At 76.1% G+C, this 21,028-nt stretch carries 20 protein-coding genes; 9 read left to right on the forward strand and 11 right to left on the reverse strand.

Going from position 1 to position 21,028, the window contains the following annotated elements:
* Positions 1 to 90: 90 nt before the first annotated feature.
* Positions 91 to 1,884 carry a Stk1 family PASTA domain-containing Ser/Thr kinase gene (gene pknB, locus AB0B41_RS36755; RefSeq protein WP_358211653.1) on the reverse strand — a complete coding sequence of 598 codons (1,794 nt, stop codon included), beginning with the start codon at positions 1,882 to 1,884 and terminating at the stop codon, positions 91 to 93.
* A 65-nt stretch (positions 1,885 to 1,949) separates the two neighbouring features.
* Between pknB and AB0B41_RS36760 the strand changes: the two genes are divergently transcribed.
* Entirely contained in the window at positions 1,950 to 2,327 is a 378-nt protein-coding gene (locus AB0B41_RS36760) for an Rv2175c family DNA-binding protein (RefSeq protein WP_358211654.1), read from the forward strand.
* A 15-nt stretch (positions 2,328 to 2,342) separates the two neighbouring features.
* Here AB0B41_RS36760 and AB0B41_RS36765 read toward each other — a convergent pair whose 3' ends face one another.
* The 4 genes from AB0B41_RS36765 to AB0B41_RS36780 form a co-directional block, all read right to left on the reverse strand.
* Positions 2,343 to 3,287, reverse strand: coding sequence for a phytoene/squalene synthase family protein (locus AB0B41_RS36765; protein WP_358211655.1), 945 nt, complete (start codon positions 3,285 to 3,287; stop codon positions 2,343 to 2,345).
* A complete protein-coding gene (gene mptB / locus AB0B41_RS36770) occupies positions 3,262 to 4,881 on the reverse strand; it encodes a polyprenol phosphomannose-dependent alpha 1,6 mannosyltransferase MptB (RefSeq protein ID WP_358211656.1) in 1,620 nt (539 codons plus the stop codon). Before mptB ends, AB0B41_RS36765 begins: the two co-directional genes overlap by 26 nt.
* 129 nt (positions 4,882 to 5,010) lie before the next feature.
* Positions 5,011 to 6,522: a phytoene desaturase family protein gene (gene crtI / locus AB0B41_RS36775; protein WP_358211657.1), complete on the reverse strand. Its 1,512-nt coding sequence runs from the start codon at positions 6,520 to 6,522 to the stop codon at positions 5,011 to 5,013.
* Between the two features lie 7 nt (positions 6,523 to 6,529).
* Positions 6,530 to 7,546: a polyprenyl synthetase family protein gene (locus AB0B41_RS36780; protein ID WP_358211669.1), complete on the reverse strand. Its 1,017-nt coding sequence runs from the start codon at positions 7,544 to 7,546 to the stop codon at positions 6,530 to 6,532.
* A gap of 170 nt (positions 7,547 to 7,716) precedes the next feature.
* Between AB0B41_RS36780 and metF the strand changes: the two genes are divergently transcribed.
* Positions 7,717 to 8,649 carry a methylenetetrahydrofolate reductase [NAD(P)H] gene (metF, locus tag AB0B41_RS36785; protein ID WP_358211658.1) on the forward strand — a complete coding sequence of 311 codons (933 nt, stop codon included), beginning with the start codon at positions 7,717 to 7,719 and terminating at the stop codon, positions 8,647 to 8,649.
* 1 nt (position 8,650) lies between these two features.
* Here metF and AB0B41_RS36790 read toward each other — a convergent pair whose 3' ends face one another.
* Both AB0B41_RS36790 and AB0B41_RS36795 read right to left on the reverse strand, forming a co-directional pair.
* Positions 8,651 to 9,283, reverse strand: coding sequence for a DUF3153 domain-containing protein (locus AB0B41_RS36790; RefSeq protein WP_358211659.1), 633 nt, complete (start codon positions 9,281 to 9,283; stop codon positions 8,651 to 8,653).
* 208 nt (positions 9,284 to 9,491) lie between these two features.
* Complete coding sequence (locus AB0B41_RS36795) at positions 9,492 to 10,091, reverse strand: GNAT family N-acetyltransferase (protein WP_358211660.1); 600 nt, start codon at positions 10,089 to 10,091, stop codon at positions 9,492 to 9,494.
* Between the two features lie 385 nt (positions 10,092 to 10,476).
* On the opposite strand from AB0B41_RS36795, the gene AB0B41_RS36800 reads away from it, so the two are divergent.
* On the forward strand, positions 10,477 to 10,800 hold the full coding sequence (locus tag AB0B41_RS36800) for a hypothetical protein (RefSeq protein WP_051736904.1): 324 nt from the start codon (positions 10,477 to 10,479) through the stop codon (positions 10,798 to 10,800).
* A 125-nt stretch (positions 10,801 to 10,925) separates the two neighbouring features.
* A complete protein-coding gene (locus AB0B41_RS36805) occupies positions 10,926 to 11,333 on the forward strand; it encodes an SAV_6107 family HEPN domain-containing protein (protein WP_358211661.1) in 408 nt (135 codons plus the stop codon).
* 29 nt (positions 11,334 to 11,362) lie between these two features.
* Here the strand turns inward: AB0B41_RS36805 and AB0B41_RS36810 are convergent, their stop codons facing one another.
* Positions 11,363 to 12,184, reverse strand: a complete 822-nt coding sequence (locus AB0B41_RS36810; RefSeq protein ID WP_358211662.1) for a ParA family protein — start codon at positions 12,182 to 12,184, stop codon at positions 11,363 to 11,365.
* 58 nt (positions 12,185 to 12,242) lie between these two features.
* On the opposite strand from AB0B41_RS36810, the gene AB0B41_RS36815 reads away from it, so the two are divergent.
* Positions 12,243 to 13,022: a class I SAM-dependent methyltransferase gene (locus tag AB0B41_RS36815; RefSeq protein WP_358211663.1), complete on the forward strand. Its 780-nt coding sequence runs from the start codon at positions 12,243 to 12,245 to the stop codon at positions 13,020 to 13,022.
* A 236-nt stretch (positions 13,023 to 13,258) separates the two neighbouring features.
* A complete protein-coding gene (locus AB0B41_RS36820) occupies positions 13,259 to 13,651 on the forward strand; it encodes a DUF3040 domain-containing protein (RefSeq protein WP_358211670.1) in 393 nt (130 codons plus the stop codon).
* A gap of 96 nt (positions 13,652 to 13,747) precedes the next feature.
* Here AB0B41_RS36820 and AB0B41_RS36825 read toward each other — a convergent pair whose 3' ends face one another.
* Genes AB0B41_RS36825 through AB0B41_RS36835 form a run of 3 tightly spaced genes read right to left on the reverse strand, consistent with a single transcriptional unit; the run spans position 13,748 to position 18,244 of the window.
* Positions 13,748 to 16,018 carry a transglutaminaseTgpA domain-containing protein gene (locus tag AB0B41_RS36825; RefSeq protein WP_358211664.1) on the reverse strand — a complete coding sequence of 757 codons (2,271 nt, stop codon included), beginning with the start codon at positions 16,016 to 16,018 and terminating at the stop codon, positions 13,748 to 13,750.
* A 25-nt stretch (positions 16,019 to 16,043) separates the two neighbouring features.
* Positions 16,044 to 17,300 (reverse strand): DUF58 domain-containing protein, encoded by a 1,257-nt coding sequence (locus AB0B41_RS36830; RefSeq protein ID WP_358211665.1) that lies wholly within the window; start codon positions 17,298 to 17,300, stop codon positions 16,044 to 16,046.
* Entirely contained in the window at positions 17,297 to 18,244 is a 948-nt protein-coding gene (locus AB0B41_RS36835; RefSeq protein ID WP_358211671.1) for a MoxR family ATPase, read from the reverse strand. The genes AB0B41_RS36830 and AB0B41_RS36835 overlap by 4 nt, the downstream gene beginning before the upstream one ends.
* Positions 18,245 to 18,760: 516 nt before the next feature.
* Here AB0B41_RS36835 and mraZ point away from each other — a divergent pair.
* From mraZ to AB0B41_RS36850, 3 genes are all read left to right on the forward strand, one after another.
* The gene (gene mraZ / locus AB0B41_RS36840) at positions 18,761 to 19,192 is read left to right on the forward strand and encodes a division/cell wall cluster transcriptional repressor MraZ (RefSeq protein WP_358211666.1); all 432 of its coding nucleotides are present in this window, start codon (positions 18,761 to 18,763) and stop codon (positions 19,190 to 19,192) included.
* Between the two features lie 310 nt (positions 19,193 to 19,502).
* Positions 19,503 to 20,480, forward strand: a complete 978-nt coding sequence (gene rsmH, locus AB0B41_RS36845; protein WP_358211667.1) for a 16S rRNA (cytosine(1402)-N(4))-methyltransferase RsmH — start codon at positions 19,503 to 19,505, stop codon at positions 20,478 to 20,480.
* Positions 20,481 to 20,526: 46 nt separating this feature from the next.
* Positions 20,527 to 21,003, forward strand: coding sequence for a hypothetical protein (locus AB0B41_RS36850; RefSeq protein ID WP_358211668.1), 477 nt, complete (start codon positions 20,527 to 20,529; stop codon positions 21,001 to 21,003).
* Positions 21,004 to 21,028 lie beyond the last annotated feature (25 nt).

Genomic DNA, 21,028 nt, shown 5'->3' on the forward strand with positions numbered 1-21,028 from the left:
CTGCGGATCAGACCGACCCTGCACCCGCCCAGCCTGCCAGCCGGGCGAGATCAACACCCGAACCCACGCCGCGACCTTTTCAGCAGCCTCCTAGAAGACGGTGAGGGTGACGGTCGAGCCCTCCTCGACCGCGGTCCCCGGGCCCGGGTCCTGGTTGACCACCCGAGGGTTCTCCCGGCCGAACGGGAAGCCCCGCTCCACGTCGACCTCCAGCCCGCGGCGCTCGAGACGCTTCCGGGCCTCGTCGAGCCGGTCGCCGATCACGAGCGGGACGTCGACCTCCGCGGGCGGCTCCACCCCCTTGCTCAGCACGAGGGTGACCGAGCCGCCGATCGGGAGCGGGGTGCCGGCCGGCGGGTCCGTGCGGAGCACCGCGCCCTGCGGCACGGTGCCGCTGAACTCCGCCGCGGACGCCGAGGTCGCGGGCGTGAGCTGCGCGGCCTGCAGCACCTGCTGCGCCTGCTCCACGGTGCTGCCCTCGGCGATCGCCGGGACGACCGGGCGGCCGGTCGAGACCGTGAGGGTGACCGAGCTGCCCCGGAGCAGCCGGGAGTCCACGGCGGGGTCGGCGGCGGCGACGCGGTCGGCCGCGACGTCGTCGTGGTGCTGCTCGGTGACCGACCACGCCAGGTCCGCCTGGGTGAGCAGCTGCTCGGCGGCGGACCGGTCCAGCCCGACGACCGCCGGCATCGACGTCCAGCGGCCCGAACCCAGCCACCACGCCGCGCCGCCGACGACCAGGCCGAGCAGCAGCAGGAGCACGATCCACAGCGCGAACACCCTGCGCCCGCGTCGCCGGGCGATGCGGTGGTCCGGCAGGGCGTCGGGCCGCGGGGCCGACGCCGTGCCGTGCCGCCCCGGACCACGGTCGATCGCGGTCGGCGGATCGTACTCCGCCCGGCTCAGCGCACGGGTGCCCCCGGGGCCCGCGGGCTCGGGCGCGGCCTCCAGCGCGAGGGGCTCGGCCGGCACGGTGTCCTGCTCCTCGAGGGGAGGCGGGGGCGGCAGCGGGACCGGCACCTGAGGCACGGCGAGCCACTCCCGCAGCCGCACGAGCTCGGCGAGGAACGCCGCGGCGTCGGCCGGGCGGCGGTCGGGGTCGCGCGAGGTGGCGCGGCGGACGAGAGCGTCGAGCTCCGGCGGGACGTCGGTCGCGACCGCCGAGGGCGGCGGCACGTCGTCGTTCACGTGCCGGTAGGCGACCGACAGGGCGTTGTCGCCGGTGTAGGGCGGGGCGCCGGTGAGCAGCTCGTAGCAGAGGACGCCGGCCGCGTAGACGTCGCTGCGCGCGTCCGCCTGACCGGTGGCGACCTGCTCGGGGGACAGGTACGCCATCGTCCCGAGGATCATCCCGGCATGGCTGACCCCGGCCTCGGCGGCCGCGGTGACCAGGCCGAAGTCGGCGACCTTGACGCTGCCGTCCCGGCCGATCAGCACGTTCTCGGGCTTGACGTCCCGGTGCACCATGCCGAGGCGGTGCGCCTGCGCGAGGCCGGAGAGGACCGGCTCGAGCACCGCGAAGGTCGCGGGCACGCCGAGCGCGCCGCGGCGGCGCAGGAGGTCCCGCAACGTGCCGCCGTCGACCAGCTCCATCACCAGGAACAGGGTCGGCTCGCCGCCGGGCGGCGTGCACCGGCCCTGGTCGTGCACGTCGACGACGTGGGGGTGGTCGATCCGCGCCGCGGAGCGCGCCTCCCGCTCGAACCGGGCCCGGAAGGTCGGGTCCGCCGCCAGCCGCGGGTCCATGATCTTGATCGCGACCGGGCGGTCCAGCCGGGTGTCGAGTCCCCTGTGCACGGTGGACATCCCGCCGCGGGCCAGGACCGGCCCGATCCGGTACCGCGCGTCGATCAGGGCTCCGGGGGAGCCGGGCGGGGCGGTCACCCCCCGACGGTACCGCCCGGGCAATCTTGTCCCGCGCGTCTCCCCTCGGCAGGCCGGGCTGTGGCATGGTGACGCGCGTGAGTGAGACGAACGGGACGACACCCGTCCTGTCCGACGACGTCGCCGTCCTGCCGGCCACGGAGGTCGCCGAGATCCTCTCGGTCCCGCGGACCCGCGTGCACCAGCTGATCAAGGACGGTCAGCTGCTCTCGCTGAGGCGCGAGGGAACCACCTGCGTGCCCGCGGACTTCCTCGACGGCAACGCGGTGGTGAAGGGCCTGTCCGGCACGATCACCGTGCTGCGCGACGGCGGCTACCCCGACACCGACATCCTGCGCTGGCTCTTCACCGAGGACGAGAGCCTGCCCGGGACCCCGATCGCGGCCATCCGGGCCGGGCGGCACCGCGAGATCAAGCGGCGCGCCCAGGCAATGGCGTTCTGACCCGTCGTGCGGCCCTCAGGGCCGGTGGCGGGTCCAGACGGCGTGGGCGAGCGCCGGCCCGGCCACCGCCAGCCGGCGGCGCCGGGGGACCGTGACCCGGCGGTGCAGCACCTCGTAGCCCGCGGCGGCGATCTCGTCGAGGATCCCGCCGTAGAGCGTGAAGGCGCAGCGCACGCAGTCCCGGGACTCCTGCGCGAGCATCGCGATCCCCGGCTCCGCCCGCCGGTACACCGCGCGCGTGCGGGCGACCAGGTGGGCGAGGGCGCGGCGGACCCGCGGCTCGGTGGTCCGGCGGGTCCGGCACCAGGCCAGCAGCTCGCGGTCCACGCCGAACGCGGCCAGCTCGTCGGCCGGGAGGTAGACGCGGCCGCGGTCGAGGTCCTCGCCGACGTCCCGCAGGAAGTTGGTCATCTGGAAGGCCACGCCGAGCGCGGCGGCGTGCGGGGCGGCCTCCGCGGGCGCGTCGGACCCGAGAACGGGCAGCACCTGCAGGCCGATCACGGCGGCGGAGCCGTGGACGTAGGTGTCGAGCTCGGCCGTGGTGGCGTAGCCGGTGACGTGCGTGTCCATCCGCATGGACGTGAGGAACGGGGAGAACAGCCGCGGGTCGATCCCGTGCCGGCGCACGGTGTCCGCGACGGCCGTGACCACGGGCTGGGTGCCCGGGTCGTCGCCGGAGAACGCGCTGACCAGGTCGAGGCCGAGCTCGTCGAGCACCGCCTCGCGCTCCTCGGTGGAGGCGCCGGCGCCCAGGTCGTCGACGATGTCGTCCGCGTGCCGGGCGAAGCCGTAGAGCGCGTGGATCGCGGGCCTGCGATCCGGCGTGAGCAGCCGGGTGGCGAGGAAGTACGTGCGTCCGTACCGGGCGTTGAGCGCGCGGCACTCGGTGTAGGCGCGGCGCAGCGCGGGATCGGTGATCCCGGCCGCGTCGAGCTCAGCGGCCGCCGACTGCGGACGCACGGGAGGGTTCGACGTCCGGGAGCGCGGCCCGGGCCGGGACCGGCTTCGGCCGGCGGAAGCCCAGCGGGTCCGGCCGCAGCAGCGCGCGGGCCGCGACCCAGGCCAGCACGGCGCACACCGCGAGGTAGCCCCAGTTGTAGAGGCCGGCCTCGCCGCTCGGGTAGTAGACGATCATCAGCCACAGCGAGCCGAAGACCAGCCACTGCAGGCCGCGGGCGCTCCACGGGACCATCGCGAGGATCGCCATGCCCCAGCTGAGGTACCAGGGCAGCGTGGCCGGGGAGAGCAGGGCGACGGCGAGCAGCGCGATCCCGGCGCGACGGACGGCGTCGGGGCCGCCGCCGCGGGCACGCCACCACTGCACCGCGACGATCGTGACCAGCGCGATCGCGCCGATCACCCGCGCGACGTTGATGAAGGGCTGCTTGGGCAGCGGGGCCACGCCGCCGAGGGCGGTGTGCACGAACTCGCCGAGCCCGGTGGGCAGCGACAACCAGTTCACGATCATCGACGGCGCGCTGAGCGCCGGCAGCCACCCCAGGTCGACGTGGGCGGCCACGGTGACGCCGGCGAACACCACGAGGAACACCGCGATGCTCGCCGCCCCGGCGCGGACCAGCCGGCGGAGGAACGTGCCCTCGAGCTGCGCGGCCCAGATCAGCACCATGAACGGCAGCGCGACGGCGGCGCTGGCCTTCGTCGCCATCGCCAGGGTGACCAGCGCGATGCCGAGCACGTGCTTCCCGCGCAGCATCGCCAGGCAGCCGACGGCCAGGAACCCGACGAGCAACAGGTCGTTGTGCCCGCCGCCGACGAGGTGGATGACCATCACGGGGTTGGCGACGACGACCCACAGGGCCACCGCGGGCCGCCCGCCGAGGCGGCGCGTGAGCTCCGGCAGCGTCCAGATCAGCAGGACCAGGCCGACGCACATGATCAGCCGCATGCCGATCACGCCGAGCACCATGTTGGTGCCGGCCTGCACCGTGACCCAGGCCCACGCCTTCGCGATCAGGATGAACAGCGGGCCGTACGGCGCCGGGGTGTCCTGCCAGAAGTAGTGGACGTTGTCGGTGAAGGTGCCCGGCATCGCCTCGGGCCCGACCGCGTACGGGTCGAAGCCGAACACCGGCAGGGCGCCCTGGGCGAGGTAGCTGTAGATGTCCCGGGTGAACAGCGGCGGCGCGACCAGCAGCGGGAGCATCCACACCACGGAGGTGGCGAGCACGGCCCGGCCGCCGACGCGGCGGGCGAGCACCTCGCGTCCGAGCTGGACCCACGCCCACGCCATCAGCACGACGCCGACGTACATCAGCGCGGTGGCCAGCTCCTTGCCGTGGCCGAAGCGCCAGAAGCCGAGCGGGCCGTTGGTGAGGATCGGGTCGTGGATCAGCGTGCCGCCGGCGCCCACGCCACCGACCAGCAGCGTCACGGACGCCGTGAAGCCGAGCCAGAGCGGCTTGCGCGGCGGGTTCCCGAGGCGGGACCAGAGGCCGGGCGAGGGGCTCGGGGCGCCCGTCCCGGCGGCCGGTGGCGACCCGCGCCGCCCGTCGTCCGGGGCGAGCGCCGTGGCCGTGGGGACGTCGCTGGGCACCGGGGAACCTGCCGGGTCGGTCGGCTCCGGCCCGGTCGCCGGTCGGGTGGGCTGCGCGGTCATGTCGGGGCCCATGCTCGCACGGGTGGCTCCTCCGTCCGCTCCGGACCCCGCCTGATCACGGCAGGGTCACGCCCCGGTCACGCGCGCGGCGGCCAGCCTCCCGGACAGGACGACGGGCGGGATGCCGACGCCGGGCGTGGTCCCGCAGCCCGCGAGCACGACGTTGCCGAACCGCCGCGGGAGGTTCCGGGACCGGAAGGGCCCGGTCTGCGCGAAGGTGTGCGCCGCCGAGAACGGCGTGCCCGCGGCCAGCCCCTGGCGCGCCCAGTCGGCCGGCGTGACCAGCGCCGACACCTCGACATCGCCGGTGAGGCCGGTGATCCCGCGCTTCTCCAGCACGCCGAGCAGCTCGTCCCGGTAGGCCGGGCCGACCCGGTCCCAGTCCAGGCCCGCCCGCTCGAGGTTCGGGCACGGCGCCAGGACGAAGAGCAGGTCCCGGCCCGCCGGCGCGAGCGTCGGGTCGGTCGCCGTCGGCCGGGTGACCAGCAGCGACGGATCGCTCATCAGCCGGCCCTCGTCGATGATCTCCGCGAAGGTCCGCTCCCACGCCGCCCCGAAGGAGATGGTGTGGTGCGCGAGCTCGTGCCGCGGGGTGGCCACGCCCAGGTGCGCGACGACCGCGCTCGGCGCCCAGCGCACCGGCACCGGCCGCCGGGGCGCGCCACCGAGCAGCCGGTGGGCGACGGGCAGGTCCGGGGTGAGGACCACGGCGTCGCAGGCCAGGCGCTCCGGCGCGGCCCCGTCGGTCCGGTCCGCGGCGGTGTGCCGGACAGCGGCGACGCGCCCGTCGCGGCGCTCCAGCCCGGTGACCTCGCGGCCGGTCAGCAGCTCGGCCCCGGCGTCGACGGCCGCGGCCGCGAGCGCGTCGCCGACCTGCCGCATGCCGCCGCGCGGGAAGTACACCCCGGCGATCGTGTCCATGTAGGCGATCACGCCGTACGCGCCGAGCGCACGGTCCGGCGCGACCCCGGCGTACAGGGCCTGGAAGGAGAAGATCCGGCGCAGCCGCTCGTCGGGCAGGTACCGGGCGATCCGCGGGCCGAGCCGGCCGAACCCGCCCAGCGCGGCCAGCCGGACCAGGTCGGGGCCGAGGAGCGACAGCGGCGAGTCGAAGTTCGCGCCGATGAAGGAGTCGATCTCGGTGCGGTAGAGGTCGGTCAGCCAGCCGCGCAGCCGGCGGTAGCCGTCGGCCGCCTCCGGGCCGCAGGTGGCGCGGACCTCGGCCTCCATCGCCTCGGCGTCGGTGTGGACGTCGATGGTGGTGCCGTCGGCGAAGGTGGTGCGGTAGGCCGGGTCGAGGCGGACCAGGTCCAGCCGGGCGGCCAGCGAGTCCCCGACCGCGCCGAGCGCCTCGTCGAGCAGCTCCGGCATGGTCAGCACGGTGGGCCCGGTGTCGACCCGGTACGTGCCGGACGGGCCCTCGAGGTCCAGCCGGCCCGCCCGGCCGCCCGGGTGCTCGTCCCGCTCGACGATCGTGACCCGGCGGCCGGCGCCGAGCAGGTGCAGCGCCGCGCACAGGCCCGCGAGCCCGGCCCCGACGACCACGACGTGGTCGGTCGGTCCCTCCAGTCGTCTCACCGGCGCGTCACCGGTGCCGGCGGGTGGCCCGCACGGCGAGCTCCTGCAGCGCCGTCGCGGCGGGCTCGGCGATGTCGGCGGCCGTGAGCGCGTCGAGCGCCGCCCCGGTCAGCGCGGCGATGCGCTGCTCGACGGCCTGTACCGCGCCCAGCTCGGTGAACAGGTCCCGCAGCCGCTCGACGGCGGCGGGGTCCAGGTCGGGGTCGCCGAGCGCGCCGGTGATCGCGGCGCGGGCGGGCCCGTCGCCGGCCCGTTCCAGGGCGAGCGCGACCAGCAGGGTGCGCTTGCCCTCCCGGAGGTCGTCGCCGGCGGGCTTGCCGGTGACCTCGGGGTCGCCGTAGACGCCGAGCAGGTCGTCCCGCAGCTGGAAGGCCACGCCGATGTCCGCGCCGAACCGCCGGTACGCCGTCACGAGCCGGTCCGGCGCGCCGGCGAGGGCCGCGCCCAGGTGCAGCGGGCGCTCCACCGTGTAGGCCGCCGTCTTGAACCGGTCGATGCGCAGGGCGGCGCCGGGGGAGTCGTCGCCGGTCGCCTGGGTGAGGACGTCCAGGTACTGCCCGCCGAGCACCTCGGTGCGCATGCCGCGCCACGGGCTCCGGGCGCGGGACAGGGTCTCCGCGTCGAGCCCGGACTCGTGGTACATGTCGTCCGCCCAGGTCAGGGCCAGATCGCCGAGCAGGATCGCCGCCGCGGCGCCGAACCGGGCGGGCGGCCCGGACCAGCCGGCGTCGGCGTGCCGGCCGGCGAACTCGACGTGCACCGTGGGCCGGCCGCGGCGGGTGGCCGAGGCGTCCATCAGGTCGTCGTGCACCAGCGCGGAGGCCTGGATGAGCTCCAGCGCGCTGATCGCGCGCAGCACGGCCGGCGCCTGCGCGTCGGCGGGGTCGCCGCCCGCGCCGCGCCAGCCCCACCAGGCGAAGGTGGGGCGGATCCGCTTGCCCCCGCTCAGGACGAACCGGACGAGCGAGTCGACGGCGTCGGCGAACACGGGGCCGATCGCCGCGGCGTCCTCGCGCCGGCGCAGGAGGTAGTCCTCCAGGGCCTGCTCCACCTGCGTGCGGAGCTCGACGGCCCCCACGGGCTCGGGTGCCGGACCCGGTAGGACGTTCGTGGGCGGGGAGGGATGAACCACGCGGCGAGCGTATCGGCGGGACGCATCTTGGGCGCGCCGACGCACGACCGTAGGCTGAACAGGTGACCACGCGAACCGCGCAGCCGCGCACCTCGGTGATCGACCGGATCGGTGCGGACCGCCCCGTCTTCTCGGTCGAGTTCTTCCCGCCCAAGGACGAGCAGGGGGAGGCGGAGCTCTGGAAGGCGATCCGGCGCCTCGAGCCCCTCGATCCCGCGTTCGTGTCGGTCACCTACGGCGCAGGCGGCTCCAGCCGGGACCGGACGATCCGGACCACGGCCCGGATCGCCACGGACACCACGCTCGTCGCGATGGCGCACCTCACGGCCGTCTCGCACTCGGTGGCGGAGCTGCGGCACGTCATCGGTTCGTACGCCGCCGCCGGCATCCGCAACGTCCTCGCGGTCCGGGGCGACCCGCCCGGGGACCCGCTCGGCGACTGGGTGGCCCACCCAGAGGGCCTGACCTACGCCGACGACCTGGTCCGGCTGGTCAAGCGGTCCGGCTCGTTCTGCGTGGGCGTGGCGGCCTTCCCGTACGGTCACCCGCGCTCGGCCGACCTCGACAGCGACCTGCAGCGGCTGCTGGCGAAGATCCGGGCGGGCGCGGACTTCGCCATCACCCAGCTGTTCTGGGAGCCGGACGGCTTCCTCCGGCTGCGGGACCGGCTGGCCGCCTCGGGCTGCGAGGTGCCGCTGCTGCCGGGGATCATGCCGCTGCTCAGCGTCAAGACGCTGCGCCGCGGGCCGGAGCTCTCCGGCGCGCCGCTGCCGCCCGGGCTGGCCGAGCGGCTGGAGCCCTACGCGGACGACCCGGCCGCCTTCCGCGCCGCCGGCCTCGACCTCACCGAGGAGCTGTGCCGCAAGCTGCTCGGCGAGGGGGTGCGCGGGCTGCACTTCTACACGCTGAACCGGTCCCTGGCCACGGCCGAGCTGGTCGAGCGGCTGGGGCTGGCCCGCGAGCCCGCCCTGCCCTCCACGGCCGCCCTGCCGTGACCTACCGGCGCACCGGCGGGTTGCGGGTGCGCCGGGCCAGCGCGACCACGGCCGCGACGGCGCCGAGCACGATCACCGCGAGCCCGAGCGACCAGGCCGTGGCCGAGGGGGCCTGCGGGTCGTCGTAGGCCACCACGGCGTTGACGTCGCCGACCTCGCCCGGGGTGAAGTTCCAGCTCACCGTGCCGGCCTCGGAGTCGCCGTTGGTGTCCAGGACCTCGCCCGGGAAGCTGACCTTGAGCTGGAAGTCGGCCCGGTCGACCGGGACGGTGGTGAGGTCGGCCGCCCCCTCGAGCACGATCCGGTTGCCGGCGCGGCGCAGGGTGAGGTGCGCGCGCTCGCCGCCGGGGCCGCCCGCCGCGGTGAGCTGTCCGACCTGGTCGAACGACAGCCCGGAGAACCGCAGCACCGATCCGGTGTAGCCGTCCTGCCGGTACTCGGACACGTCCACGTCGGACGCCAGCGCGGACGGCACGGTGATCGCCGGGCCCTTGTCGTCCGGGCCCTTCTCCGGCGTGGCGATCACGATCTCGCCGGTCACGGTGTCGTCCGGCTGCACGGCGAGGGCCGCCCGCACGCGGGCGCAGCCGCCCAGCATCGCGACCGCCATGGCCACGAGGACGAGCACGGACACGGCCCGGCGGAACCGGGACGCGCGGTCGGGGCCGTGACGGTCGGGGCCGTGACGGTCGGGGCCGTGACGGTCGGGCCCGTGATCGGGGCCGTGACGGTCGGGCCCGTGACCATCGGGGCCGGGTCGGTCGCGGCGGGGAGCGGGCGGGGACTGCACGGCGGTCATCGTGCCATCGCCCGCCCCCGGGGCCGCGCAGCGACGGGCCGGGTCACCCGCGTTCGGGGGCCGGCGGCAGCGGCAGGGTCCGGCCGAGCACGGCGAAGGGCCTGCTGTCGCCGGTGAACCGGTGGTCGCGCAGCACGTCCTCGAACCCGAGCCTGCGGTAGAGCCGCCACGCCCGGCCGGGGGCGCGCGGGGCGTACTCCGGTGTGGACAGCAGGACCATGCGGTGCCCGACGCCGGCGAGCAGCGCACGCAGCATGCCCTCGCCGAGCCGGGAGCCCTGCGCGTCCGGCCGGACGTGCAGCTCGGTGAGCTCGAAGTAGTCGTGCAGCCAGTCCGGCTGGGCGGGGTCCCGGGCGGCGCCGCGCGCGGCGAGGCCCCGCCGGACCTCCTCGAACCACCACTGCCCGGGGCCGCCCGAGTACCCGTAGGCGATCCCGATCAGGTGGCCGCCCGGGTCCATCCAGCCCACGGACCGCCACCCGGAACGGCGGGTGTGCTCGAGCCAGAGGTTGCGGCGCTGGCGCGCGGTGCCGGGCGGGTAGCCCATCGCGGCGACGTAGACGTCGAGCGCCTCGCCGAGGTGGTCGGCCAGCTCGACCGACGACAGGGCGACCAGCCGCGGCCGAGCGGGCGCCGCGGTCATCGGGCGGGCTCCGGGCGCGGGCGGGTCATGCGGCCATCTCACCACGGGACGCAACAGGGGGCGGGCGCCGACGGACGGCGCCCCGCGACCGCACCGATTCCGTCGGTGCCGACCGGTAGGAGAAGGGCGTGCGCACGCGAGACGGGAGCCCTCCGCGAGGTCCTCGGGGGTGGCGCGGTCCCGACTTGACGGCCCGCGCCGGACACGCTTCACTGGACGAGTCGAACGCATGTTCGATCCAGGTCGGTCCCGGGGGCGGGGTGGGGGAAGCACTCCCTCCCCGGGTCGGTCTGCGCTGTCCGTACCGACCCCGCCGGCCCGCACCGGCGCGGGCCGGTGCTCGTGTCCAGCCGGATCCCAGCCGGCCGGAAGGGGAGTGATCTCCGTGAGCACCTTCTCCCGGGTGTTCGGGCCCCGCGAGCCCGCACCGGTCCAGGTCCGCTGGCTCGAGGGCGAGCCGGTGGAGTTCGAACGCAGGCCCGCCCGGCGCGGGTCCCGGTACCTGGTCACGGACGTCCGCGAGCGGTGGATCGAGGAGTCGCCGTGGCCGTTCCCGTCGCCGATGCCGATCGGCGGCGACCAGCTGCGCTGCTGGCGGGTGGAGGCCCGGTCGGCGGAGTCGCCGCAGGAGCCCGCCCGGGAGTTCGTACTGCGGATGCGCGCGGGGCCCGGCGTCTGGGACCTCGTGCGCGTGCCGGAGGCCGGATGAGCGGCGGCCGGGGGTGCCGGCCGGCACCGGGGTCGCGGGCGGTGCGGGGCAGGGCACGGGGGACGGCACGGGGACCCGCTCCGGTGCGGGTGTGCAGATCGAGCGTGAGGACCGGAGGAGCGGACATGACGATCACGACGAGCGAGCGGGCGCCGGCCGCGCCCGTGTCGAAGGCGGCGCTGGGCCTGCTGCGGCAGGCCGCGGAGTGCGTGGCGGACGGCTACCGCGCACCGGAGCCGCTGCTGCGCTACCCGGCGGCGTACCTCGCCGCGCTGCGGGCCGGCGCCGCGGTCCTGGCGGCGCGGGCGGTCCCGGAGCAGCGGCGCGGGCGCCCGCGCAGCGTCTGGCAGCTGCTCGGCGACATCGCGCCGGAGCTGGGGGAGTGGGCCGCGTTCTTCGCGTCCTGCTCGGACACCCGGGCAGCCGCCGAGGCGGGCATCTCCCGGCTGGTCGGCCGCCGGGAGGCGGACGACCTGCTGCGGCAGGCCGAGCAGTTCGTGGGGATCGTGCGGGAGCTGCTCGTCGACCGCTGAGCCTGCGCCCCCGGATTCGGTCCCGGGAGTCAGCCCCGGGAGCGGGAGCGCAGCAGCCGCCCGAGGAGGGCGGTGAACACCGCCGCCACCTCGCGGGCGCCGGGCGTGTCCCAGGACTGGATCGGCAGGCAGGCGCCCTGGGCCTGCTGCACCGCGGAGCGGTCCGGCAGCACGCTGCCGAACACGAGCGGGCCGAACAGCTCGCGCAGCTCCGCGATCCGGTAGTCGTGCTCGGCGTTGCGCGGGCGCACCCGGTTGACCAGCACGCCGAGCGGCTGCAGGGCCGGGTTGCCGCGCTCGCGCTCGGCCTGCACGGCGTCGAAGGCCCGCTGCACCCCGGACACCGCGAACATCGTGGGGTCGGTCACCAGGATCGCCCGGTCCGAGGCCGCGAGCGCGCTGCGGGTGAGCTGCCCCAGCGAGGGCGGGCAGTCGATGATCACCATCTGGTACGGCTCGCCGGGCTTCTCGTCGGTGCGGCCGAGGCTGGAGCCCAGGTCGGGGTCGTCGAGCCGGGACAGCGCACGGGCCAGCCGCTCGAGCTGCTTGGTGCTCGGGTCCGGGTGGTTGTGCCGCTCGTTCTGCTCCGAGCCCACCAGCACGTCCAGCCCCTCGCCCCAGGCGCTCGTCGCGATGGCGCGGCGCAGCACCGAGCGGCTCGGCTCGTCCAGCACGTCCGCCACGGTGCCCGTGGTGGGCTCGACGTCGAGCGCGATGGTGGCGTTGGCCTGGGGATCCAGGTCCACGAGGAGGGTGGGGATGCCGTGGTGCAGCGCGGCACCGGCGAGACCGAGGGCGACGGTGGTCTTGCCGACCCCGCCCTTCAGGCTCAGCGTGGCGACGACATGCACGGCGATCAACCTACCGTCTCGCCGCCACCGCACGTGCGGGCGGCACTACGCTGCCCGTGTGAACGCGGTGGCAGGCGAGCGTCCGGGAACCGTGAGCGGCGGGGCGGTCCGCCGTGTCCTCGACGCGGAGGTCGAGCGGGCGCGGTCGGCCCGGCCCGACGGCCGGCCCCGGGTGGTCGACGTCGGCGGCGGCAGCGGCTCGTGGGCGGTGCCCCTGGCCGCGGCGGGCTGCGCGGTGACGGTCGTCGACGTCAGCCCCAACGCCCTGGCCGCGCTCGAGCGCCGCGCCCGCGAGGCCGAGGTGCACGCGCTCGTCACACCGGTGCAGGGCGACGCGGACCAGCTGCCCGAGGTCGTGGCCGATCTCATCGACTCCGGCGGCGCCGACCTGGTGCTCGGGCACGGGCTGCTCGAGGTGGTCGACGACCCGGCGCGGGCCGCGGCCTCGCTCGCCGCGGTGGCGGCGCCGGGGGCAGCGGTGTCGGTGCTGGCCTCCAGCCGGCACGCCGCCGTGCTCTGGCACGTCCTGGCCGGTCGGCTGGACGAGGCGCGCGCCGTCCTCACCGATCCGGACGGGCGGTACGGGCCGGACGACACCCTCCGCCGCCGGCTCGACGGCCCCGCGGTCACGGCGCTGCTGGAGGACACCCGGCGGCTGCGCGTCGAGCTCGTGCAGGGCGACGGGCTGCTCGAGGCCTGGCTGCCGCACGTCGTCCGGGACGGCGGTCCCGCGGACATGCGTGGTGCCGCGGAGCTCGAGGACCTCGCCGCCGGCGTCCCCGCCCTGCGCGAGGTGGCCGCGCGGCTCCACGTCCTGGCGCGCGCCGTCGCGCCCTGAGCGCTCCGAGCAGTCCGGGCGGCTGTCCCACCTGGACGGGAAAGGTGACATCGATCACCTCTCGGCCGGTGCGGGCGGCCGTTCGAAGATCGGTCTGCCCGGGTTGTGACCTCCGGGTAGTGGACCAGCGCTTTGCCTCGTATCCTCTTGGTCAGACGCCCATCCCGGGCGCTCGTCCCGCCACCGGCGCACCACGGTCGGCAGGACATCCCGTGACCGTTGTGCCGGAGGACGTCATGCCCCTCTCCGAGCACGAGCAGCGCCTGCTCGAACAGATCGAGCGTGCTCTCTACGCCGAGGACCCCAAGTTCGCCTCGACCGTGCGCGGCTCCAAGCTGCGCAAACCGAGCCGGCGCCGGCGGCTCCAGGGCATCGCGCTCTTCGCGGTGGGCCTGGTCCTGCTCGTCGTCGGTGTGGCGGTCGCCCCGCTCCGCGACCTCGTCGGCGCGGTCCCCGTCGTCAGCGTGGTCGGCTTCCTGGCCATGCTCGGGGGCACGATGCTGGCGATCAGCGCCCGCGGGGCCGCCAAGTCCGCCGGCGGGTCGGACGACCAGCAGGCCGAGCCGGACAAGAACCGGTTCACCGGGCGCATGGAAGAGCGCTTCCGGCGGCGGTTCGAACAGGACTGATCCCGACCACGAGCAGAGCCGCGGCCCCTCGGGCCGCGGCTCTGCTCGTTCGTGCGGGAGCCCAGGGGCCGGGTCACTGTGAGCCCCGGGCCGTGATCAGGCCGCCGGCGTGCGGTCCTTCGCCGGCGCCCGGAGGCTGGTGAGCAGGGAGCGCGGGGCGAGGGTCCGCACCCACGACTTCCAGCCCCGCCGGCCGGAGCCGCCGATCGCGGCGAGCACGGCCTGCAGCGGCCCGGTGAGCGCGCCCTCGGCGGGCGGCTCGTCGCCGTACCACTCCGCCTCGACCAGCCGCACGATCTCGCGGAGCGCGTCCTGCGCGGCGCTGTCGAGCTCGTGGGCGCCCACGACCGCCCGGGCGGTCCCGCGGACCGTGTCCCCGTCGGACACCGCAGAGCAGCGGTCCCGCGAGGTCGCCAGCACCTCGTCCCACGCCGCGCGCCCGGCGCCCGGGCCGCCCGCCGTGGCCGCGGCGAGCCGGCGCCGCCGCAGCACCCGCCGGGCGACCGCCGGCCCGGCCAGCAGCGCCACCACCAGCAGCGCCACGAGCGGGACCATCACCGGGACGCCCCCGTCCTGGTCCGCGGCCGTCGGGTCGGGCTGCGGGATGTCGGCCGGCGCCGGTTCCGGCGTCGGCTGCGGGGCCTCGGCCTGGGGCTCCGGCTGCGGCACCTCCTCCTGCGGCGCGGCGGGCTGCTCGGCGCCGGGCGGGGCGTCCGCCACGGCCTCGAGGACGTACGGCGGGACGACGGTGCGGCCGTCGGTGAGCGGGGTCGGGTCGAAGGTCGTCCACCCGTAGCCGGGGAACCAGGCCTCGACCCAGGCGTGCGCGTCCCGGGTGCTCACGCTCCGGTAGCCGTCGCCCTCGGTGCCGGCGGTGAACCCGACGGCGACCCGCGCCGGGACGCCCTGCGTCCGCAGCATCACGGCCATCGCCGAGGCGAACTGCTCGCAGTACCCCGCCCGCCCGACGGTGAGGAAGTCGACCAGGGCGTCGTCGCCGCTGCCCGGCGCGGTCTCCAGGCTGTACCGGAACTGCGACTGCGGCCCGGTGAAGTACTCGACCAGCGCGATCGCCTTGTCGAACGGGGTGGCGGCGTCCTGCGTGACGTCGGCGGCGATCTGCGCGACCCGCGGATCGACGCCGGCGGTGTCCCGGTACGCCGGGTCCACGCGCGTGGGCCCCGCGGCCGAGCGCAGCTCGTCCGCCGACGGCGCGGGCAGGACGGCCGTCTCCTGCCAGGCCTCCTCCTCGCGCGGACGCTGGGTGTAGGCGATGCCGCTGCTGCGGTCGTAGGCCCACCGGTCGGCGTCGACGCCGGTCACGGACTCGGGCTGGCCGTAGAGCGGGAGCCAGTAGTCCCGGAAACCGACGTTCTGCACCGCGACCTGGACTCGCTCGCCCTCCGCCGGGTCCTCGGTCAGCGGCCCCGCGAGCGGGACGCCGGGCCGGGGCGTCGCGGCCTGCCAGCCGGAGTTGGCGCGGTAGTCGGAGAGGGTCAGCGCGCGCAGGTAGGTCGGCCGCGGCAGCCCCGTGGTGCGGAAGAGCTCGACCGGGTCGCTCTGGGTGAGCTGCCCGCGCAGCGAGGTGAACGGGTTGAGCCCGATCGCCCCGCCGTTGCCGCCGCCCGCGCCGCCGCTGACGAACCGCCCCGCCGTGCCGACGACGGTCGCCGCGCTGCCGAGCAGCAGCCCGAGCACCCCGGCGACCGCGACGACCGCGATCCCGCCGGTCACGAGGGCGCTCCCGCGCCGTCCCGCGCCGTCGCGCGCGACGAGCAGGAGGCCGTACCCGGCGACCGCGCAGGTGACCGCCCACCAGGGCAGCAGCGCGTCGGACAGCGCGGCCGGCACCGCGACCATGCACAGCAGCGGCACTCCGGCCGCCGCGGGCGCCGCGGCGGACACCGAGACGGCGTGCACGATCACGGTGAGCAGGCCGAACGCGGCCGTGATCAGGAAGAGCATTCCGGCTGTCGGCACCACGGGCGCGACGCCGGAGTCGATCTGGGCGGCGGCCTCCGTGACGTGGTCGGCGAAGGCGCCGAACGCCGCGGGGCCGGGCAGGAAGCCGGCCACGGCGTCGTCGCCGAACAGACCGGTGAGCACGAGGAGCGCGCCGAGCAGCTGGCCGACGGCGACGGCCGCCGCGGCCAGCCGCTGAAGCGCGATCCCCAGCCCGACGACCACGGCCACGACCAGCGCGCCGTCGGCGAACCAGGTCCCGCCCTGCACCACGGCGACCAGGCAGGTGCCTGCGAGCAGGACGGCGAGCCCGGCGGCCACCGAGGCCACCCACCGGATGCGCGGGCGGTCGGGCGGGGGAGTGGCGGCGGGCGGGGCCGGACGGACGGCGGTCGGTGTGCTCACGGCCGGCCCCCTCGATCGGTGGTCCTCATCGCGCACCCGCCGGGATCACGGGGCTGCCGGCGACGAGCGCGTCCCAGGCCTGCTCGGGCGTGTGGTCGGCGCTCGCGACGGTGACGTGCCACCCCGCGCGGCGGAGCACCTCGGCCGCCGCGGCGGGGTCGGGTGCCGGCTCGCCGGCCGTGTCCCAGGTGTCGACCGCGAGCAGGACCGCGTACCCGCCGCCGGGGTGCCTGCCGGCGAGCTGCCCGGTCTGCTCGGGCGTGCACGCCCCCAGCACGGCGACGACGTCCCGGCCGGCGGCGGTGGAGGCGCCGGACAGGTCGGGCCGGGCGGCGGGGCGGAGCACGGCCAGCCCGTCGAGCAGCGGCTCGAGGCCACCCTCGGCGGCGGCGACCGGCGTGCCGTCCTCGGTCACCACCTCGACCGGCTCGCCGCGGCGCAGCAGGTGTGCGCCGATGCTGGCGGCCAGCGTGACCGCGAACTCGAGGCTGGCGCCGGCGCCGTGGCCGCGGTGCGCCCCGTCGCGGCGGTCGAGCAGCACGGTGACGCCCGCGTGCCAGGGCCGCTCCTCGAGCCGGACCATCAACTCGTCGTGCCGGGCGGTGCTCTTCCAGTGCACCCGGCGCAGCTCGTCGCCCTGCCGGTAGGTCCGCACCATCACGTCCGGGCTGCCCTGGCCCTGCTGGGCCGCAGCCCCGGGGAGGCCCTCGCCACTGCCCAGCGCGCGCGGCGCCCCGTGCAGCCCGACGACGCGGGGCACGACCAGCAGCCGGTCCGGCGCGAGCATCTCGCGGGTGAACTCGGCCAGCCCCAGCGCGCCGACGGCCCGCGCGGTCAGCGGACCCACCCCGTGGGCCCCGCGCAGGGCGGGCCGCAGGGGATAGGTGACGCGCGCGCCGCGGCTCCCGATCCGGTGCACGGTGAACCGCGGTGGCGTCGACGGGACGGGGCCGGCGGCGTCGGGCACCGTGTCGGCGAGGCGCAGGGCGCCGAGCACGGGCCCGCCCCGCAGGTCCAGGGCGACCTCGGCCGGGGTGCCCGCGGCGGTGCGCGCGGGCAGCAGTGTGCGCGCGGCCTGCACCGAGCGGCGGGTGCGCACGGCGAGGAGCAGCGAGACCAGCGGCAGCAGGCACACGACCAGCCCGATCCGGAGCAGGTCGCGCTCGTCGAGGACGACGGCGCACACGGCCGTCGCGACCCCGCCGGCCAGGAGGCTGCGCCCCCGGACCGTCAGCCCGAAGGTGCGGGCCCCGGAGCGACCCACGGACGGACGGGAGCTCACGCCCGCGAGGGTGCCCGCACCGGGATGCGCGACAGCAACCCGCGGACGACGTCGGCGGCGGTGACCCGCGACGCGCCGGCCTCGGGGGCGACGGTCAACCGGTGCGCGATGACGGGGACGGCGATCGCCTGCACGTCGTCCGGGACGACGTAGCCGCGCCCGGCCAGCGCCGCCTGGGCCCGCGCCGCCCGCACGAGGTGCAGGGTGGTGCGCGGGGAGGCGCCGAGCCGCAGCTCGGGCTGGCGCCGGGTCGCGCCGACGAGGTCGACGCAGTACTGCCGCACCTCCTGGCCGACCCGGATCCGGCGCACGGCCTCGATCACCGAGCGGACGGTGCGGGCGTCGGCCACCGGGCGCAAGGTGTCCAGCGGGTCGGCGCCCGAGTGCTCGTCGATCATCGCGAGCTCGGCGGCAGGGTCGGGGTAGCCGACGCTGATCCGCGCGGTGAAGCGGTCCCGCTGCGCCTCGGGCAGCGGGTAGGTGCCGTCCATCTCCACCGGGTTCTGCGTGGCGACCACCATGAAGGGGCTGGCCAGCCCGTAGGTGCCGCCGTCCACGGTCACCTGGTGCTCGGCCATGCACTCCAGCAGCGCCGACTGGGTCTTCGGCGAGGCGCGGTTGATCTCGTCCGCGATCACGACGTTGGCGAACACCGGGCCGGGCCGGAACTCGAACTCCCCGGTCTGCCGGTTGTAGACGGACATGCCGGTGATGTCGCCCGGCAGCAGGTCCGGGGTGAACTGCACGCGGCTGACCGAGCAGTCGAGCGAGCGGGCGAGCGCCTTGGCGAGCGACGTCTTGCCGACCCCGGGGACGTCCTCCACGAGCAGGTGGCCCTCGGCGAGGAGGGTGACCAGCGCCAGCCGGACGACCTCGGGCTTGCCCACGATGATCCGCTGCACGTTCTGCGCGATGCGGCCGGTGAGGTCGGCGACGGCGGCCAGCGGCGGGGGCTCGGGCGCGTTCTCGCCGGTCACCGGCGGGCCCTGACGGCTGCTGGTGGTCAAGCCTGCTCCTGTTCGTGGGCGTCCGCGGACGGGTCGGACACGGGGAACCGCAGAGGAACTACGGGAACTCTGCACCCCAGTCTGTCAAACGGGTGCGGGGCCCGTCCCCCGGACGTGTCACGTCCACCCCGCCGGGGCGTCCGTCCGGGGCCCCGACCTGCACCCCCACGGCTCCCCACCGGCGGTCCCCACCGCCCCCCACCACTCGCCCCACCCCGCCCCACCGTTACACCCTCACGGCCGTGACCTGGGGTTTTGTGGAAGCCGTGCAGGTGGGGCGGGTGCCCGGATGTGCCCGCCGCCGGATTCCCCCCACCGAGCCCCACGTCATCCGACCTGCTGAAACACCGAACGGAGGCCGCGTCAGGGGTCTGTTCGAGTTGACGGTGGGGGGAAGTGGGGTAATGTGGCCGCCGTTGGAGCGAGACGGGGCTCCGAGATGAGGTGGTGTGGGTGTTCCTCGGCACCTACACACCACGGCTGGACGACAAGGGGCGGCTCACGCTGCCGGCGAAGTTCCGGGACGAACTGCGGGGCGGGTGCATGGTCACGAAAGGGCAGGACCACTGCCTCTACGTGTTCACCCGCGAGGCCTTCACGGAGATGGCCACCAAGGTCGCCTCGGCGCCGCTGACGAGCGAGTCGGCCCGCGCCTTCCAGCGGAACCTCTTCTCGGGCACCGACGAGCAGAACCCCGACGGCCAGGGCCGGATCGCCATCACCCCGGAGCTGCGCCGGTACGCGGGACTGACCAAGGACTGCGTGGTGATCGGCGCCTTCACGCGCGTCGAGATCTGGGACGCGCAGTCCTGGCAGGAGTACCAGGAGCGGCACGAGGAGGACTACGCCAAGGCGCAGGAGGAGGTTCTGCCCGGACTGATCTGAGCCCGCACCGCGGGCCGCGAGCGGTCCCCGTCTTCGACACGCGACACCGTCGCCGTCCCGACCCGGACGCCGTGAAGGCCTTCCCGGCCCGACGGCCCTGGCGCACCTTCCCCGGTGCCAGGTCCGTCGGGGTGGGGCGGCCGGCACGGCGGCCAGGTGGGGACGGTGACACGAGCGGTACACACCCGCCAGGCTGGGGAGCTGGAGCGGGACGACAGCGGCTCGGGACGCCGGCGGGTCCCGGGCCGCTGTGCATGCAGGGCGGTTCCGTGTGCGGGCGCGGGGCCGGGGCGCGGCGGGAGGTGACCAGGTGTCCACGACGGAGGACGAGCCGGGTCCGCACTCCCACGTGCCGGTCATGCTGCCGCGCGTACTGGAGCTGTTCGAACCGGCCCTGCGAGACCGGTCGGCGGTGCTGGTCGACGCCACCCTGGGCCTCGGCGGCCACTCGGCGGCGTTGCTGGCGGCGCACCCGCGGCTGACCCTGGTCGGCCTCGACCGTGACCCGCAGGCGCTCGAGCTGGCCGGGCGGCGGCTGACCGCCCACGCCGGCCGCACGCACCTGGTGCACGCCGTGTACGACCGGATCGCCGAGGTGCTCGCGGAGCTGGGGCTTCCGCGCGTCGACGGCATCCTGTTCGACCTCGGGGTGTCCTCGCTGCAGCTCGACGCCGCCGAGCGCGGCTTCTCCTACTCCCGCGACGCCGACCTCGACATGCGGATGGACCCCACCACGGGGCCCACCGCGGCCGAGGTCCTCAACACCTACCCGGTGCCCGAGCTGACCCGGATCCTCCGGGAGTACGGGGAGGAGCGGTTCGCCGGCCGCATCGCCTCGGCCGTCGCGAGACGCCGGCAGCAGGAACCGTTCACCCGCAGCGCCGACCTGGTGGAGCTGCTCTACGCCGCCGTGCCCGCCGCCTCGCGGCGGACCGGGGGGCATCCCGCCAAGCGCACGTTCCAGGCGTTGCGGATCGAGGTCAACCGCGAGCTCGAGGCCCTGCGGACGGCACTGCCGGCCGCGCTCGACTCGCTGGCGGTGGGCGGGCGGGTCGTCGTGCTCGCCTACCACTCGCTGGAGGACCGGATGGTCAAGCGGGAGTTCACCGCCCGCGCGACCTCCCGGACCCCGGTGGACCTGCCGGTCGAGCTGCCGGGCCACGGCCCGGAGCTGCGGCTGCTGACCCGTGGGGCCGAGGTCGCCACGGACGACGAGATCGAACAGAACCCGCGCGCCGCCTCCGTGCGGTGCCGGGCCGCCGAGCGCATCCGGGAGGTCGCAGCATGATCCGACACGACGGCAGCAACCCGGCGGACGTCACCGGTGGTGCGGCGTGAGTGCCCCGGTCGCGGACCGGACCCGCACCCGTCGCCCCTCGGTGTCGGTGAGCTGGACGGGCACCGAGGCGCCGAGCCGCCGGATCCCCGCCCAGCGGGGGAGCGTCACCGTCCCCGCGCAGCGGCGCGGGTCCGGGGCCGCCGAGGCCGCGTACGCGCGCCGTGACCAACGCACCCGCCGGCTCGTCGGGACCCCCCGGCGCGCCGGGCAGAAGACCGCCACCGGCGGCCGCGCGCAGTTCGTCCTGCTGATCATGGCGCTGCTCGCGACCGGGCTGGTGCTCACGCTGTGGCTGTCCACGGCGGCCGCCGCGGACTCCTACACCCTGCAGGACGCCCGGACGGCGGCGCGGAACCTGACCGAGCAGAGCGAGCGGCTGCACCGCGAGGTGGCGTCGATGGTCTTGAGCTTGCGCGCCGGCGTCTGCTCGGTGGCCTTGAGCCGCTCCGCCTCGGTCTGCGCCTCGACGTAGAGCGTGTAGTTCTTGACGTACTGCT

Origin of the sequence: Pseudonocardia sp. NPDC049154, from assembly GCF_040648315.1 — a bacterium.
In the GTDB taxonomy this organism is placed as follows: Bacteria; Actinomycetota; Actinomycetes; order Mycobacteriales; family Pseudonocardiaceae; genus Pseudonocardia.